General features: G+C 71.5%; 14 protein-coding genes and 1 riboswitch. Of the genes, 9 read left to right on the top strand and 5 right to left on the bottom strand.

Annotated elements, in window-relative coordinates; all coding sequences use genetic code 11:
• Positions 1-24 precede the first annotated feature (24 nt).
• The gene (locus IF02_RS0129985; RefSeq protein ID WP_199809306.1) at positions 25-489 is read right to left on the bottom strand and encodes a M23 family metallopeptidase; all 465 of its coding nucleotides are present in this window, start codon (positions 487-489) and stop codon (positions 25-27) included.
• 251 nt (positions 490-740) lie between these two features.
• Between IF02_RS0129985 and rpsB the strand changes: the two genes are divergently transcribed.
• The 9 genes from rpsB (at position 741) to IF02_RS0130030 (ending at position 10,532) form a co-directional block, all read left to right on the top strand.
• Positions 741-1,622 (top strand): 30S ribosomal protein S2, encoded by an 882-nt coding sequence (rpsB, locus tag IF02_RS0129990; protein WP_030162517.1) that lies wholly within the window; start codon positions 741-743, stop codon positions 1,620-1,622.
• A 135-nt stretch (positions 1,623-1,757) separates the two neighbouring features.
• Positions 1,758-2,594 carry a translation elongation factor Ts gene (tsf, locus tag IF02_RS0129995; protein ID WP_030162520.1) on the top strand — a complete coding sequence of 279 codons (837 nt, stop codon included), beginning with the start codon at positions 1,758-1,760 and terminating at the stop codon, positions 2,592-2,594.
• Between the two features lie 163 nt (positions 2,595-2,757).
• A complete protein-coding gene (gene pyrH / locus IF02_RS0130000) occupies positions 2,758-3,537 on the top strand; it encodes a UMP kinase (RefSeq protein WP_030162523.1) in 780 nt (259 codons plus the stop codon).
• A gap of 85 nt (positions 3,538-3,622) precedes the next feature.
• Positions 3,623-4,180, top strand: a complete 558-nt coding sequence (gene frr / locus IF02_RS0130005) for a ribosome recycling factor (protein ID WP_030162526.1) — start codon at positions 3,623-3,625, stop codon at positions 4,178-4,180.
• Positions 4,180-5,250 (top strand): phosphatidate cytidylyltransferase, encoded by a 1,071-nt coding sequence (locus IF02_RS0130010; protein WP_030162529.1) that lies wholly within the window; start codon positions 4,180-4,182, stop codon positions 5,248-5,250. The genes frr and IF02_RS0130010 overlap by 1 nt, the downstream gene beginning before the upstream one ends.
• 161 nt (positions 5,251-5,411) lie before the next feature.
• Complete coding sequence (gene rlmN, locus IF02_RS0130015) at positions 5,412-6,524, top strand: 23S rRNA (adenine(2503)-C(2))-methyltransferase RlmN (RefSeq protein WP_030162531.1); 1,113 nt, start codon at positions 5,412-5,414, stop codon at positions 6,522-6,524.
• A 26-nt stretch (positions 6,525-6,550) separates the two neighbouring features.
• Positions 6,551-6,657: riboswitch (TPP riboswitch) on the top strand.
• An 88-nt stretch (positions 6,658-6,745) separates the two neighbouring features.
• Positions 6,746-7,834, top strand: a complete 1,089-nt coding sequence (locus IF02_RS0130020; RefSeq protein ID WP_030162535.1) for a thiamine ABC transporter substrate-binding protein — start codon at positions 6,746-6,748, stop codon at positions 7,832-7,834.
• Positions 7,835-7,893: 59 nt separating this feature from the next.
• Positions 7,894-9,510: an ABC transporter permease gene (locus IF02_RS0130025; protein WP_030162538.1), complete on the top strand. Its 1,617-nt coding sequence runs from the start codon at positions 7,894-7,896 to the stop codon at positions 9,508-9,510.
• Positions 9,510-10,532, top strand: a complete 1,023-nt coding sequence (locus IF02_RS0130030) for an ABC transporter ATP-binding protein (protein WP_030162539.1) — start codon at positions 9,510-9,512, stop codon at positions 10,530-10,532. The genes IF02_RS0130025 and IF02_RS0130030 overlap by 1 nt, the downstream gene beginning before the upstream one ends.
• Before the next feature lie 46 nt (positions 10,533-10,578).
• On the opposite strand, the gene IF02_RS0130035 is transcribed toward IF02_RS0130030, so the two are convergent.
• From IF02_RS0130035 to IF02_RS0130050, 4 genes are all read right to left on the bottom strand, one after another.
• A complete protein-coding gene (locus tag IF02_RS0130035; protein WP_030162541.1) occupies positions 10,579-11,490 on the bottom strand; it encodes a hypothetical protein in 912 nt (303 codons plus the stop codon).
• 91 nt (positions 11,491-11,581) lie between these two features.
• Positions 11,582-12,688, bottom strand: a complete 1,107-nt coding sequence (locus IF02_RS0130040; protein ID WP_030162543.1) for an LOG family protein — start codon at positions 12,686-12,688, stop codon at positions 11,582-11,584.
• 26 nt (positions 12,689-12,714) lie between these two features.
• The gene (locus tag IF02_RS0130045) at positions 12,715-13,788 is read right to left on the bottom strand and encodes a hypothetical protein (protein ID WP_030162545.1); all 1,074 of its coding nucleotides are present in this window, start codon (positions 13,786-13,788) and stop codon (positions 12,715-12,717) included.
• The gene (locus tag IF02_RS0130050; RefSeq protein WP_030162548.1) at positions 13,770-14,558 is read right to left on the bottom strand and encodes an ABC transporter ATP-binding protein; all 789 of its coding nucleotides are present in this window, start codon (positions 14,556-14,558) and stop codon (positions 13,770-13,772) included. The genes IF02_RS0130045 and IF02_RS0130050 overlap by 19 nt, the downstream gene beginning before the upstream one ends.
• Between the last annotated feature and the right edge of the window lie 86 nt (positions 14,559-14,644).

Genomic DNA, 14,644 nt, shown 5'->3' on the forward strand with positions numbered 1-14,644 from the left:
CCCTCCTTCTGCCCCCGCCCCGCCTCAGCCGTCTGCAGGGGTGAGGGGCAGGAGTCTTGGCGTCGGGCGGGGGAGCAGGGTCAGGGGGTTCAGGTACGCCGTGCCTGAGAGGAGGCCCCAGTGGAGGCAGGGGCCTCCGCAGTGCGTGCCCTCCGTGAGCACCGCCACCACCTGGCCCGTGGAGACCTCCTCGCCCTCCGTGACCAGCGGCCGGACCGGTTCGTACGTGGTGCGCAGGCCGCCCGGGAGGGTCAGGGACAGGACCCCGCGCCCGGCCACCGGGCCCGCGTAGTACACCCGCCCCGGGCCGACCGCCCTGATCTCCGCGCCCACCGGGGCGGCCAGGTCCACCCCGCGGTGGCCGGCCGCGTACGGGGTCGGCGGCGGATCCCACCAGCGGGCCACCACCAGTGGCGGCGGGAGCGGGCGGGCCACGGGAGCGAGTGCCTGGGCCAGGGTCAGCAGCAGCGTGAGCAGCAGTGTCGTCATGCCGTCCAGGTTGTCGCCGCGTCGCGCAGCGTGAGCGGGCCTGTGGACAACCGGCCGGGTGTGGACAACGGCGTCACCTGGCATACCGCCCGGTCCCGTACACTTCTTACGGCGATCCGGGTCACCGGGTCGACTTCGCACGCCCCAGCACCAGCCGCTCAGGCCGGGTGAAAGCGTCTCTCGGTCCCCTTCGTCGGGGGCAGGACGCGGTGGGGCGTCAGGAACCAAACCGAGAAACCAAGGAGATGGCCATGGCCGTCGTAACGATGCGGGAGCTGCTGGAAAGCGGCGTCCACTTCGGTCACCAGACCCGTCGCTGGAACCCGAAGATGAAGCGCTTCATCTTCACCGAGCGCAACGGCATCTACATCATCGACCTGCTCCAGTCGCTGTCGTACATCGACCGCGCCTACGAGTTCGTCAAGGAGACCGTCGCCCACGGCGGCTCCATCATGTTCGTCGGTACCAAGAAGCAGGCCCAGGAGGCCATCGCCGAGCAGGCGACGCGCGTTGGTATGCCGTACGTCAACCAGCGCTGGCTGGGTGGCATGCTCACCAACTTCTCCACCGTCTACAAGCGCCTCCAGCGTCTGAAGGAGCTTGAGGCGATCGACTTCGAGGACGTCGCCGCCTCGGGTCTCACCAAGAAGGAGCTCCTGGTCCTCTCCCGCGAGAAGACCAAGCTGGAGAAGACCCTCGGTGGTATCCGCGAGATGTCGAAGGTCCCCAGCGCCGTCTGGATCGTCGACACCAAGAAGGAGCACATCGCCGTCGGTGAGGCGCGCAAGCTCCACATCCCGGTCGTCGCGATCCTCGACACCAACTGCGACCCCGACGAGGTCGACTACAAGATCCCGGGCAACGACGACGCGATCCGCTCCGTCACCCTGCTCACCCGCGTGATCGCCGACGCCGTCGCCGAGGGCCTCATCGCCCGCTCCGGCGCTGCGACCGGTGACTCGAAGCCGGGCGAGAAGGCCGCTGCCGAGCCGCTCGCCGAGTGGGAGCGCGACCTGCTCGAGGGCGAGAAGAAGGCCGACGACGCCGAGGCCGCCCCGGCCGAGGCCGCTGTCGAGGCCCCCGCGGCCGAGGCCGTCGTCGAGGCTCCGGCCGCCGACGCCGAGCAGGCCTGACCCTCTGAGAGAGCCCGGCGTTCATCCGCCGGGCACTCGCAGCACGGACGATGACGGCGGGGGAGCCGCGCCACGAGCGCGCCTCCTCCGCCGTTCACCCGTAGATCTACGACTTCGAGAGAGAATCACAGACTCATGGCGAACTACACCGCCGCTGACGTCAAGAAGCTCCGCGAGCTCACCGGCGCCGGCATGCTGGACTGCAAGAACGCGCTGGTCGACTCCGACGGTGACGTCGACAAGGCCGTCGAGGCGCTCCGTATCAAGGGTCAGAAGGGCGTCGCCAAGCGCGAGGGCCGTTCTGCCGAGAACGGTGCCGTCGTGTCCCTCATCGCCGACGACAACACCTCCGGTGTCATCGTCGAGCTGAAGTGCGAGACGGACTTCGTCGCGAAGGGCGAGAAGTTCCTCGCCGTCGCCAACGAGCTGGCCGCGCACGTCGCCGCCACCTCCCCGGCCGACATCGAGACGCTCCTCGCGTCCGAGATCGCCCCGGGCAAGACCGTCACGGCCTTCGTGGACGAGGCGAACGCCAACCTCGGCGAGAAGATCGTCCTGGACCGCTTCGCGCAGTTCACCGGCGGTTACGTCACGTCGTACATGCACCGCACCATGCCCGACCTGCCGTTCCAGATCGGTGTCCTGGTCGAGCTCGACAAGGAGAACGCCGAGGTCGCCCGCGGCGTCGCGCAGCACATCGCCGCGTTCGCGCCGAAGTGGCTGTCCGCCGAGGACGTCCCGGCCGAGGTCGTCGAGTCCGAGCGCCGCGTCGCCGAAGAGGTCACCCGCGCGGAGGGCAAGCCCGAGGCCGCCCTGCCGAAGATCGTCGAGGGTCGTGTCAACGGCTTCTTCCGCGACAACACGCTGCTCGGCCAGGCGTACGCCCTGGACGCCAAGAAGTCCGTCCAGAAGGTTCTGGACGAGGCCGGTGTCACCCTGGTGCGTTTCTCGCGCATCAAGGTCGGCATCTGAGTCCGTCCTTACAACGACGGACACCGGACCCCGGTAGGGTCTGAAGCAGTCGTCCGCCTGCGCGCGGAACGACCGCAGATCTGACGAGGAGGCCATTGCCGTAGAGGGAACCGCGAGGACCCACCGGCAATGGCCTTCTTCGTATGTGCACGAGGAGATCTCCATGAATCAGGGCGTGGACCCCCACACCGCTTCCGACGACAAGAGCGACCACGACAAGAAGGGCCGCCGCTTCATGCTGAAGCTGTCGGGCGAAGCCTTCTCCGGTGGTGGAGGACTGGGCGTCGACCCCGACGTCGTCCATGCCATCGCGCGCGAAATCGCCGCGGTGGTCCGTGACGGCGCGGAGATCGCCGTCGTGATCGGCGGCGGAAACTTCTTCCGCGGCGCCGAACTCCAGCAGCGCGGCATGGACCGTGCGCGGTCCGACTACATGGGCATGCTGGGCACCGTCATGAACTGCCTCGCCCTCCAGGACTTCCTGGAGAAGGAAGGCATCGACTCCCGCGTGCAGACCGCCATCACCATGGGCCAGGTCGCGGAGCCGTACATCCCCCTGCGCGCCGTACGGCACCTGGAGAAGGGCCGCGTCGTGATCTTCGGCGCCGGCATGGGCATGCCGTACTTCTCCACCGACACCACGGCCGCCCAGCGGGCCCTGGAGATCGACGCCGAGGCCCTGCTCATGGGCAAGAACGGTGTCGACGGGGTCTACGACTCCGACCCGAAGAAGAACCCCGACGCGGTGAAGTTCGACGCGCTGGAGTACAGCGAGGTGCTGTCCCGCGACCTGAAGGTCGCCGACGCCACCGCCATCACGCTGTGCCGCGACAACAAGCTGCCGATCCTGGTCTTCGAGCTGCTCGCCGAGGGCAATATCGCCCGCGCCGTCAAGGGTGAGAAGATCGGCACGCTCGTGAGCGACCAGGGCACCCGGGCCTGAGCGTTTCGACGCCGGGCCCGGCCCCACTGGGCCGAGCCCGCCCCGCCCGCCTGAACCATCCAAATCTGACATGCAGGAGCACGTGGTGATCGAAGAAATCCTCCTCGAGGCCGAGGAGAAGATGGAGAAGGCCGTCGTCGTCGCCAAGGAAGACTTCGCCGCGATCCGCACCGGTCGTGCGCACCCGGCGATGTTCAACAAGATCGTGGCGGACTACTACGGCGCCATCACGCCCATCAACCAGCTCGCGTCCTTCTCGGTGCCCGAGCCGCGCATGGCGATCGTGACCCCGTTCGACAAGAGCGCCCTGCGCAACATCGAGCAGGCCATCCGCGACTCCGACCTGGGCGTCAACCCCAGCAACGACGGCAATATCATCCGGGTGACCTTCCCCGAGCTGACGCAGGACCGCCGCAAGGAGTACATCAAGGTCGCGCGCACCAAGGCCGAGGACTCCAAGGTCTCGATCCGCGCCGTCCGCCGCAAGGCGAAGGACTCCCTCGACAAGCTCGTCAAGGACAAGGAGTCCGGCGAGGACGAGGTGCGCCGCGCGGAGAAGGAGCTCGACGACACCACCGCGAAGTACGTCGCGCAGGTGGACGAGCTGCTCAAGCACAAGGAAGCCGAGCTCCTCGAGGTCTGATGAACGACTCTCCCTGGGCCACGGAGCCGGTTCCGGCGGGTCCCGCATACGATGCGCTGGTGGGCCCGCACACTCGGCCCATGCCCATCGTGCCCGATGCCGCCGGCCGTGACTTCGACGACCGGGAAGCACGCGATCGGGGGGCCGCCGACGGCGGCCCCCCGTTCCGCGCCGAGACGCCGCCGCAGGAGCCCATGCCCAGCCCCCCGCCCCCGCCCTCGCAGGCACCGCAGGACGCCACGCCCCCGCAGAAGAAGCGGGCGGGGCGAGACCTGCGTGCCGCCATAGGGGTCGGTGTCGGCCTCGGTGCGGTGATCTTCGCTTCGCTGTTCATCGTCAAGGCGGTCTTCGTCGGCGTCATCGTCGTCGCGGTCGTCGTGGGCCTGTGGGAGCTCACCTCCCGGCTCCAGGAGAAGAAGGGCATCAAGGCGCCGCTCGTCCCGCTCGCGGTCGGCGGCGCCGCCATGGTCATCGCCGGGTACGTCCGGGGGGCCGAGGGTGCCTGGGTGGCCATGGCCCTGACCGCGCTGGCGGTCCTGGTCTGGCGGATGACCGAACCGCCCGAGGACTACCTCAAGGACGTCACGGCGGGCGTCTTCGCCGCGTTCTACGTGCCCTTCCTGGCCACCTTCGTCGCGATGCTGCTCACCGCCGACGACGGGCCGGAGCGCGTGGTCACGTTCCTGCTGCTGACCGTGGTCAGCGACACCGGGGCGTACGCGGTGGGCTGGCGCTTCGGCAAGACCAAGCTGGCGCCGCGCATCAGCCCCGGCAAGACCCGCGAGGGGCTGTTCGGCGCGGTGGCCTTCGCGATGGCGGCCGGCGCGCTCTGCATGGAGTTCCTGATCGACGGGGGCGTCTGGTGGCAGGGCCTGCTGCTCGGCCTCGCCGTCGCGGTCAGCGCCACGCTGGGCGACCTCGGCGAGTCGATGATCAAGCGGGACCTGGGCATCAAGGACATGGGCACGCTCCTCCCGGGCCACGGCGGCATCATGGACCGGCTCGACTCCCTGCTGCCGACCGCCCCGGTGGTGTGGCTGCTGCTCGCCGCCTTCGTCGGCACCGGCTGAAACCGGGGCCCCACGGCTTCCGGCCGGCGGGCGGTTCACCAGGGCAACCCCGCTGAGCTGGGACGACGTACGTACGAAGGCTTCGGGTGGGTCCGGGCGGTTACTCTTGAAAGGCGCGCTGCTTCTGCGGCGCGCCTTTCGTCTTACGAGGAGTACCAGCCATGGCCCGCCCTGTCCCGGGAGAGCTCACCTTCGTCGCCCCTCGCGGGGCCAAGAAGCCGCCCCGGCACCTTGCCGACCTCACGCCCGAGGAGCGTCGCGAGGCGGTCGCCGCGATCGGCGAGAAGCCCTTCCGGGCCAAGCAGCTCTCGCAGCACTACTTCGCCCGGTACGCGCACGACCCGGCCGAGTGGACCGACATCCCGGTGGGCTCGCGGGAGAAGCTCCAGCAGGAGCTGCTGCCCGAGCTGATGAACGTCATCCGGCACATCTCGTGCGACGACGACACCACGCGCAAGACCCTGTGGAAGCTGCACGACGGCACGCTCGTCGAGTCCGTGCTGATGCGCTACCCCGACCGGGTCACCATGTGCATCTCCTCGCAGGCCGGCTGCGGCATGAACTGCCCGTTCTGTGCCACCGGCCAGGCGGGCCTGGACCGCAACCTGTCCACCGCCGAGATCGTCCACCAGATCGTCGACGGCATGCGCGCGCTGCGCGACGGCGAGGTCCCCGGCGGCCCGGCCCGGCTGTCCAACATCGTCTTCATGGGCATGGGCGAGCCGCTGGCCAACTACAAGCGGGTCGTCGGCGCCATCCGCCGCCTCACCGATCCCGAGCCCGACGGGCTGGGCCTGTCGCAGCGCGGCATCACCGTCTCCACCGTCGGCCTGGTCCCGGCGATGCTGCGCTTCGCCGACGAGGGCTTCAAGTGCCGCCTCGCGGTCTCGCTGCACGCGCCGGACGACGAGCTGCGCGACACCCTCGTCCCCGTGAACACCCGCTGGAAGGTCCGCGAGGTCCTCGACGCGGCCTGGGAGTACGCCGAGAAGTCCGGCCGCCGGATCTCCATCGAGTACGCCCTGATCCGCGACATCAACGACCAGGCCTGGCGCGGCGACCTCCTCGGCCGGCTGCTCAAGGGCAAGCGCGTCCACGTCAACCTGATCCCGCTGAACCCGACGCCGGGCTCGAAGTGGACCGCCTCGCGTCCCGAGGACGAGAAGGCCTTCGTCGAGGCCATCGCCCGCCACGGCGTGCCGGTGACCGTACGGGACACCCGTGGCCAGGAGATCGACGGCGCCTGCGGTCAGCTCGCCGCGAGCGAGCGGTAGGCTGACCCGCATACATCTGCATATTCATATTCCGACAGGGGAGCGCCACAGCGCTGAGAGTGCGGCAACACGCCGCAGACCCTCTGAACCTTGCCCAGGTCATTCTGGGTAGGAAGTTCGGTCACCACCTCAAGCTGTTGCGCCCTGCCCGGGCGCTCCGCTCCACGAGAGCGCCCGGGCAGGGCCGCGTCTTCTCCTGGTCAACCCAGGAGGAATGTTCCGTGAGCACCACCAGGAAGATCGCGGGTGCGGCGCTGGCCGCAGCCCTCGGCGTCACGACGCTCGCCGCGTGCGGCGGCGGGACGAAGGACAAGGCCGAGGGCGAGACCAAGGACAAGACGGTCACGCTCGTCTCTCACGACTCCTTCAACGTGACCGACACGGTCCTCAAGGAGTTCGAGCAGCAGAGCGGCTACACCGTCAAGGTCCTGAAGTCCGGGGACGCGGGCGCCGCCCTCAACCAGGAGATCCTCACCAAGGGCTCCCCGCGCGGCGACGTCTTCTTCGGTGTGGACAACACGCTCCTCTCGCGCGCCCTCGACAACGGGATCTTCACGCCGTACGAGGCCAAGGGCCTGGCCGACGTGAAGCCCGAGTACGTCCTCGACAAGGAGCACCGGGTCACCCCGATCGACTCCGGCGACATCTGCGTCAACTACGACAAGGCGTACTTCGCCGACAAGAAGCTCGCCCCGCCGCAGACGCTGGACGACCTGGTCAAGCCGGAGTACAAGAACCTGCTGGTCACCGAGAACGCGGCGACCTCCTCGCCGGGCCTCGGCTTCCTGCTCGCTTCCGTCGGCAAGTACGGGGAGGAGGGCTGGAAGGACTACTGGAGCAAGCTCAAGGCCAACGGCGTCGAGGTCGTCGACGGCTGGGAGCAGGCCTACAACGAGCGCTTCTCCGGTTCCGCGGGCGGCAAGAAGGCCAAGGGCGACCGGCCGCTGGTCGTCTCGTACGCCTCCAGCCCGCCGGTCGAGGTCCTGTACGGGGAGCCGCAGCCGGCCGAGGCCCCCACGGGCGTGGCCACCGGCACCTGCTTCCGACAGGTCGAGTTCGCGGGCCTGCTCAAGGGCGCGAAGAACGAGGAGGGCGGCAAGGCGCTCCTCGACTTCCTGGTGAGCAAGAAGTTCCAGGAGGACATGCCGCTCCAGATGTTCGTGAACCCGGTGGTCAAGGACGCGAAGCTGCCGGAGCTGTTCACGAAGCACGGCGTGGTCATCGAGAAGCCGGAGAACGTCGCTCCCGAGACCATCGCCAAGAACCGTGAGCAGTGGGTCAAGGCATGGTCCTCGCTCGTCGTGAAGTAGGACGCGAGAACGCCCCCGTGAAGGAGAGCGCGCACAGTACGGCTGTCAGGCTCCTCCTGATGGCCGTACCGCTCGCCTTCTTCGGGCTGTTCTTCGCCTACCCCGTGGCCGCGATCGTCGGCCGCGGGATCAAGACCGACGAGGGCTGGCAGTTCGGCCGGATCGGCGAGGTGCTGACCCGGCCCGACATCGCCGACGTGCTCTGGTTCACCACCTGGCAGGCGCTCGCGTCCACGGTGCTCACGCTCCTGATCGCACTCCCCGGCGCGTACGTCTTCGCGCGCTTCGAGTTCCCCGGCAAACAGCTGCTGCGGGCGGTGGTCACGGTCCCGTTCGTGCTGCCGACGGTGGTGGTCGGCACCGCCTTCCTGGCGCTGGTCGGGCGGGGCGGGCTGCTCGACGAGCTGTGGGGCGTGCGGCTGGACACCACCGTGTGGGCGATCCTGCTCGCGCACGTCTTCTTCAACTACGCCGTCGTCGTACGGACGGTCGGCGGGCTCTGGGCGCAGCTGGACCCGCGCCAGGAGGAGGCCGCCCGGGTGCTGGGCGCCGGGCGGTTCGCCGCCTGGCGGCGGGTGACGCTGCCCGCGCTCGGGCCGGCGGTGGCGGCGGCCTCGCTGATGGTGTTCCTGTTCACGTTCACCTCCTTCGGCGTCGTGCAGATCCTCGGCGGGCCTTCGTACGCCACCCTGGAGGTGGAGGTCTACCGGCAGACCGCGCAGCTGCTGGACCTGTCGACGGCCGCCGTCCTCACGATGGTCCAGTTCGCGGCGGTCGGCCTGATCCTCGGGATCCACGCCTGGACCGTGCGCCGGCGGGAGACCGCCCTGCGGCTCGTCGATCCCGCGCTGACCGCGCACCGGCCGAGCGGGCCGGGGCAGCGCACCCTGCTGGGCGGGGTGCTGCTGACGGTGGCGCTGCTGATCGTGGCCCCGCTGGCGGTGCTGGTGGAGCGCTCCCTCGACGCGCCCGGCGGGTACGGATTCGGCTTCTACCGGGCGCTCCAGGATGTGGGCGCGGGCGGCGGAACGTTCCTGGTGCCCCCGCTGGAGGCCATCTGGAACTCCCTCCAGTACGCGCTCGCCGCCACCGCGATCGCCCTGCTGATCGGGGGGCTCGCGGCCGCGGCACTGACCCGGCGCGCGGGCCGGTTCGTGCGCGGGTTCGACGCGCTGCTGATGCTTCCGCTGGGGGTGTCGGCGGTGACGGTCGGCTTCGGGTTCCTGATCACCCTGGACGAGCCGCCGCTGGACCTGCGGACCTCGTGGATCCTGGTGCCGCTCGCACAGGCGCTGGTGGGCGTGCCGTTCGTCGTACGGACGATGCTGCCGGTGCTGCGCGCCGTGGACGGGCGGCTGCGCGAGGCCGCCGCCGTACTCGGGGCGTCGCCGCTGCGGGCCTGGCGGGAGGTGGACCTGCCGCTGGTGCGGCGGGCGCTGCTGATCGCTGCCGGATTCGCCTTCGCCGTCTCCCTCGGGGAGTTCGGCGCGACCGTCTTCATCGCCCGGCCCGACCGTCCGACGCTGCCGGTGGCCGTGGCGCGGCTGCTGGGGCGGGCCGGCGAGATGAACTACGGGCAGGCGATGGCCCTGAGCACGATTCTGATGCTGGTGTGCGCGGTGTCCCTGCTGGTGCTGGAGCGGCTGCGCCCCGACAAGACCTCGGGAGAGTTCTGATGACGTTGCTCGAACTGGCCGGGGTGTCGGTCCGCTTCGGCGAGCGTGCCGTCGTCGACGCGGTCGACCTGGAGGTCGCCGAGCACGAGATCGTGTGCGTGCTCGGGCCCAGCGGAAGCGGCAAGTCCACGCTGCTGCGGGTGGTGGCCGGGCTCCAGCCGGTCTCGGCGGGGCGGGTCCTGCTGGGCGGGGCGGACCAGGCGCGGGTGCCGGCGCACCGGCGCGGGGTCGGCCTGATGTTCCAGGACCACCAGCTGTTCCCGCACCGGGACGTGGCCGGGAACGTCGCGTTCGGGCTGCGCATGCGGGGCTCCGCCCGGGGTGCGTACGAGGCCCGGGTCGCGGAGTTGCTGGAGCTGGTCGGGCTGCCCGGGGCCCAGGGCCGCTCGGTGGCCTCGCTGTCGGGCGGTGAGCAGCAGCGGGTCGCGCTGGCCCGGGCGCTGGCCCCTTCGCCGAGGCTGCTGATGCTGGACGAACCGCTGGGGCAGCTGGACCGGGGGTTGCGCGAGCGGCTGGTGGTGGAGCTGCGGGAGCTGTTCTCCCGGCTCGGGACCACGGTGCTGGCCGTCACGCACGACCAGGGGGAGGCCTTCGCCCTGGCCGACCGGGTGGTGGTGATGCGGGACGGGCGGATCGCGCAGGCCGGGACCCCGCTGGAGGTGTGGCAGCGGCCGGCTTCGGAGTTCGTGGCGCGGTTCCTCGGCTTCGAGAACGTGATCGGGGCGACGGTGGTGGGCGGGTCCGCGGCCACGGCGTGGGGGAAGGTGCAGGTGCCGGCCGGGTCGCCGGAGGGGGAGCGGCGGATCCTGATCCGGCCGGCCGGGGTGGTGCTCGCGGCTGCCGGGCTGCGCTGTGAGGTGGTGTCGCGGACGTTCCGGGGGACGCACGTCGCGCTGCTGCTGCGGCCGGAGGCGGGGCCGGTGCTGGAGGCGGAGTGCGGGCTGGCCGGGGCGCCGGCCGTGGGGGACCGGGTCGCGGTGGGCTTCGCCCCGGCCGAGGTGGTCGTCCTCCCGGCGGGGTAGACCCGGGCCCGGGCCCGGCCCCGGGCCCCGCTCCGGACCCAGCGCCTCACACGCCGGCGGGGCTGCGTTCCTCCGGGGCCTGCGCAGGGGATTCGGCGCCGTCGTGGTTGCCGTACCAGGCGACCGCAACGGCGCCCGTGACGGCCAGGACGAAGCCGAGGACCGCCAGCCAGGCCAGGCCCGGGCGGGAGGCGTCGCCCAGCCACAGGACGCCGATCGCGCCCGGCAGGACGGTCTCGCCGACCACCAGCGCGGCCGTCGCGCCGTTCACCGAGCCGATCTGGAGGGCCACCGTGTGCAGGTACATGCCGCCGACGCCGGCCAGCAGGATGGCGTAGAGCGCCGGGTCGGCGAGCAGCGTGCCCAGGTCGAACGGGTCGATGCCGTCGAGGATCCGCACGCCGACGCCCAGCGCGCCGAAGGCCAGGCCCGACAGCAGGCCCGCCAGGATCGCCGCCCGGGAGCCCAGGAGGCGGACGGCCACCGTGCCGCCCGCGATGATCAGCAGGGTCACCCCGAACAGCCACCAGTGCGTGGACATCGGGGCGTGGTGGCCGCCCTCGTGGCCCGCCGCCGTCGCCAGCAGCACCAGCGCCGCGCAGACGACGCCGATCGAGGTCCATTCCTTGCGGGTCAGCCGGATGCCCAGCATCTTCACGCTGAGCACGGCCGTGATCACCAGGTTGGCGCTGATCACCGTCTGGGACAGGAACAGCGGCAGCAGCCGGGCGGCCAGCGCGCCCAGCCCGAAGCCCACGAAGTCCAGGATGGTGCCGACGATGAACTCCCAGGTCATCGCCGCCTTCGCGGTGGACTGGAGGTTCGGGCCGCCGTGCGCGGTCACTCCCGCGGCGGCCGGGGACATCCGGGCCGCCCTGCGCGAGCCGACGGCTTGCAGGACGGAGCCCGTGCCGTAGCAGATGGACGCCGCGATCGCGGTCAGCAGGCCTATGAGCACCGAGGGCTCCGTTCACGTCTGGCAGGTCTTTGCGTGTTGATTACCTAAGGCAGACGTGTGATCGGGCCGGGAAGTTGCCTCGGGAAGTCCCTCAGTTCGTCGCGTTCATCGCCGCGAGTGCGGCGGGCACTTCGTCCACCGAGTCGACCAGCGCGATCCGCGACTCCATGGCGCGGCCGCGCGCCAGGGCCTGGAGCAGCGGCCACGCCGGCAGCCGCTCGGTCCAGTGCGTCCGTCCGACCAGCACCATCGGCGTCGGCTCCCCCCGCGACTCGTAGTAGTTCGGCGTCGCGTTGTCGAATATCTCCTGGAGGGTGCCCGCGGCACCCGGCAGGAAGACTACGCCCGCGTTCGACCGGGCGAGCAGCCCGTCCTCACGGGTGGCGTTCGCGAAGTACTTGGCGATGTGGCCGGCGAACGCGTTCGGCGGCTCGTGCCCGTAGAACCAGGTGGGGATGCCCACCGAGTCACCGCCGCCGGGCCAGCGGTCCCGTACGGCGAAGGCCGCCCGCGCCCAGTCGGAGACCGAGGGGACGAAGGACGGGGCCTTGGCCAGGATCTCCAGGGCTTCCGCCAGGGACTCGTCGGGGGCCGGCGCCAGGTAGGCACCGAGGTTGGCCGCCTCCATCGCGCCGGGGCCGCCGCCGGTGGCCACCGTCAGTCCGGACCGGGCCAGCTCGCGGCCGAGCTCCGCCGCGCCCTGGTAGTCGAGGCCGCCGCGGGCCATCGCGTGGCCGCCCATGACGCCCACCACACGGGCGCCGGCGAGGTGTTCGTCGAGCGCGTCGGAGATCGCGTCGTCGTGGACGGACCGCAGCATCGAGGAGAAGACGTCGCCGTCCGCCTTGGTCTCCTGGAACCAGGCGTACGACTGGGCGTCCGGGGTGGTCTCGTAGCCGGCGGACAGCCCCGCGAACAGCTCGTCGGCGGTGTAGAGCAGGCCGCGGTACGGGTCGAAGGGCAGGTCCGGGACGGGCGGGAAGACGAGCGCGCCGTCCGCGCGCACCTTCGCCGAGGCGTCGGGCTCCATCGCGCAGCCGAGGAAGACGGCCGCGGAGGTGTCGGCGGACAGCAGGGCGAACGTGCGCTCCAGCAGGTTGACCGACTGGACCCGGTAGCCGCTGAGCGAGCCGCGGGCCACGACCCGGTCGAATTCGGCGAGCGTCTCGATCTCGGTGTCGATGTATCCGTTGACCATTCGGCCCACCCTAAGGGCTGCCCCTGTCAGCGGGTCAATGCCAGCGACGTCAGCTGTGCCACACCCCATACGACCGGTCCGCACACGGCCACCAGCGCGGTCGCGCGCAGTGTCGCGGCCGTACGCAGGACCGCGCCCGGAGTGCCCAGGTCGCGCAGGGCCGTCCGGGTGGCCGAGCGGTCCTGGCGGACCTCGACGGCCCGGGTGAGCAGGGTCGCGGCCGCGCACAGCACCACCAGGGCGCAGGCCGGCCCGGTCAGCGGGCCCAGCGGGACGCCGAAGCCGCCCCGCTCGCGCAGGGCCGCGGCGGTGAGGGCGCCCGCGCCGACCGCGCACAGCACCCCGAGGGGCCGGCCCAGCCGGGGCGCCTCTTCCTGGAGGGACCGCCCGGCCAGCAGCCGCATGGCGCCCGGGCGGACCGCTTGGACCAGGGCACCGCAGGCGTAGGCGATTCCGGGGCCCGCGAGGGAGAGCCCGACGGCGGTGAGCGCCCAGCCCGTCGGCATCCCGGCGCCGCCGGGGCCCGCGTACGCCTCGACCGCCAGTCCGCAGGCAGTGAGGGCGATGCCCCAGGGCAGGGCGGTCTGCGGGGCCAGCGGCGGGTGCGGGCGCAGGGCGAGGGCCGTGGCGGCGCAGGCGGCCAGCGGGATCAGGGTTAGCAGGGTGAGGGCGGCCGCCACGGGCAGCGGCCGGTCGGCGTGCAGGAGTCCGGCCCCGGCTCCGTCGAAGGGCAGACCGGTGAGCTCGCCCCGCAGGTGCAGGAAGGCGGCCAGGGCCAGGGCGCTGCCCAGGGTGCACGCGATCGCGGTGGAGACCACCGCGACGAGGAGGAGCCGTACGGGGCCCAGCCCGACGGAGTCCAGTCCTTCACGGGGCCGGGTCGCGGGGTCGGTCCGGGCGACGGCGACCGCGAACTGCACGGTGGCGGCGAGCGGGACCAGGGCCCACAGCAGGCGCGGGAACGATCCGGCAGGCCGGGCGGTGGCCCCGGCGAGCACGTACAGCAGGAGGAATCCGGTACCGGCGGCGGCTGCGGCGACCAGCAGCCGGCGCAGCTGGACGACCGGACGGGAGCCGCGGGCTAGGCGGAGAGCGAGCACGCGGTCTGGCCCTCCGGGGTCTCGTCGGGCGGAGCGCCGGCGCCGCCCGCGCCGAGGGCAGCGCTGACGGCGGCCGCGGTCCCGGCGGGCCGCCCGTCGAGCAGTTCGACCCGGCGGTCGGCGACGGCCGCGCTCTCCTCGTCATGGGTGGCCAGCACCACGGTGATCCCGTGCGAGCGGGCCGCGGTGGTGAGCGTACGGAGCAGCAGGGCGCACTCGGCGCGGTGCAGCGGGGCGGTGGGCTCGTCGGCGAAGACGACCGCGGGCTCCTTGACCAGGGCGCGGGCGAGGGCGACCCGCTGGGACTCGGCGCGGGTCAGCGCGCCGGGGCGCTTGCGGGCGAAGGCGCCGATGTCGAGCCGGTCCAGCCATTCGCAGGCGGCGGCCTTGGCGGTGCGGTGGGAGGCGCCGGAGACCAGCAGCGGCAGGGCCGCGTTCTCCCACACCTTGAGCTCCGGCAGCAGCAGGGGGTCGGGGCCGATCCAGCCGAACCGGTCGCGGCGCAGCCGTTCGCGGGCCAGGGCGCCCATGGTGTGGACGGGCACGCTGTTGAACCAGATCTCGCCCTGCTCGGGCACGAGGTGTCCCGACAGGCAGCGCAGCAGGGTGGTCTTCCCACTGCCGCGCGGGCCGGTCAGGGCCAGGATCTCGCCCTGGCGGACACCCACCGAGACCCCGATGAGGCCGGGTGAACCGCTGTGGGAGTAGTGAACGGACCGTGCCCAGAGGACGTCATTGTCCGGTGGGGCGTTGTCCGGTGGAGCCACCATGGCGTACACCTCCGTCCGGGGGAACGAAGCGGAACCGGTTCGGTCACTGGCGCCGCACTGAGATGTAAAGAGATGAACGTCTTGGA

The sequence above is a fragment of the Streptomyces sp. NRRL S-244 genome, assembly GCF_000717915.1.
Classification (GTDB): domain Bacteria; phylum Actinomycetota; class Actinomycetes; order Streptomycetales; family Streptomycetaceae; genus Streptomyces.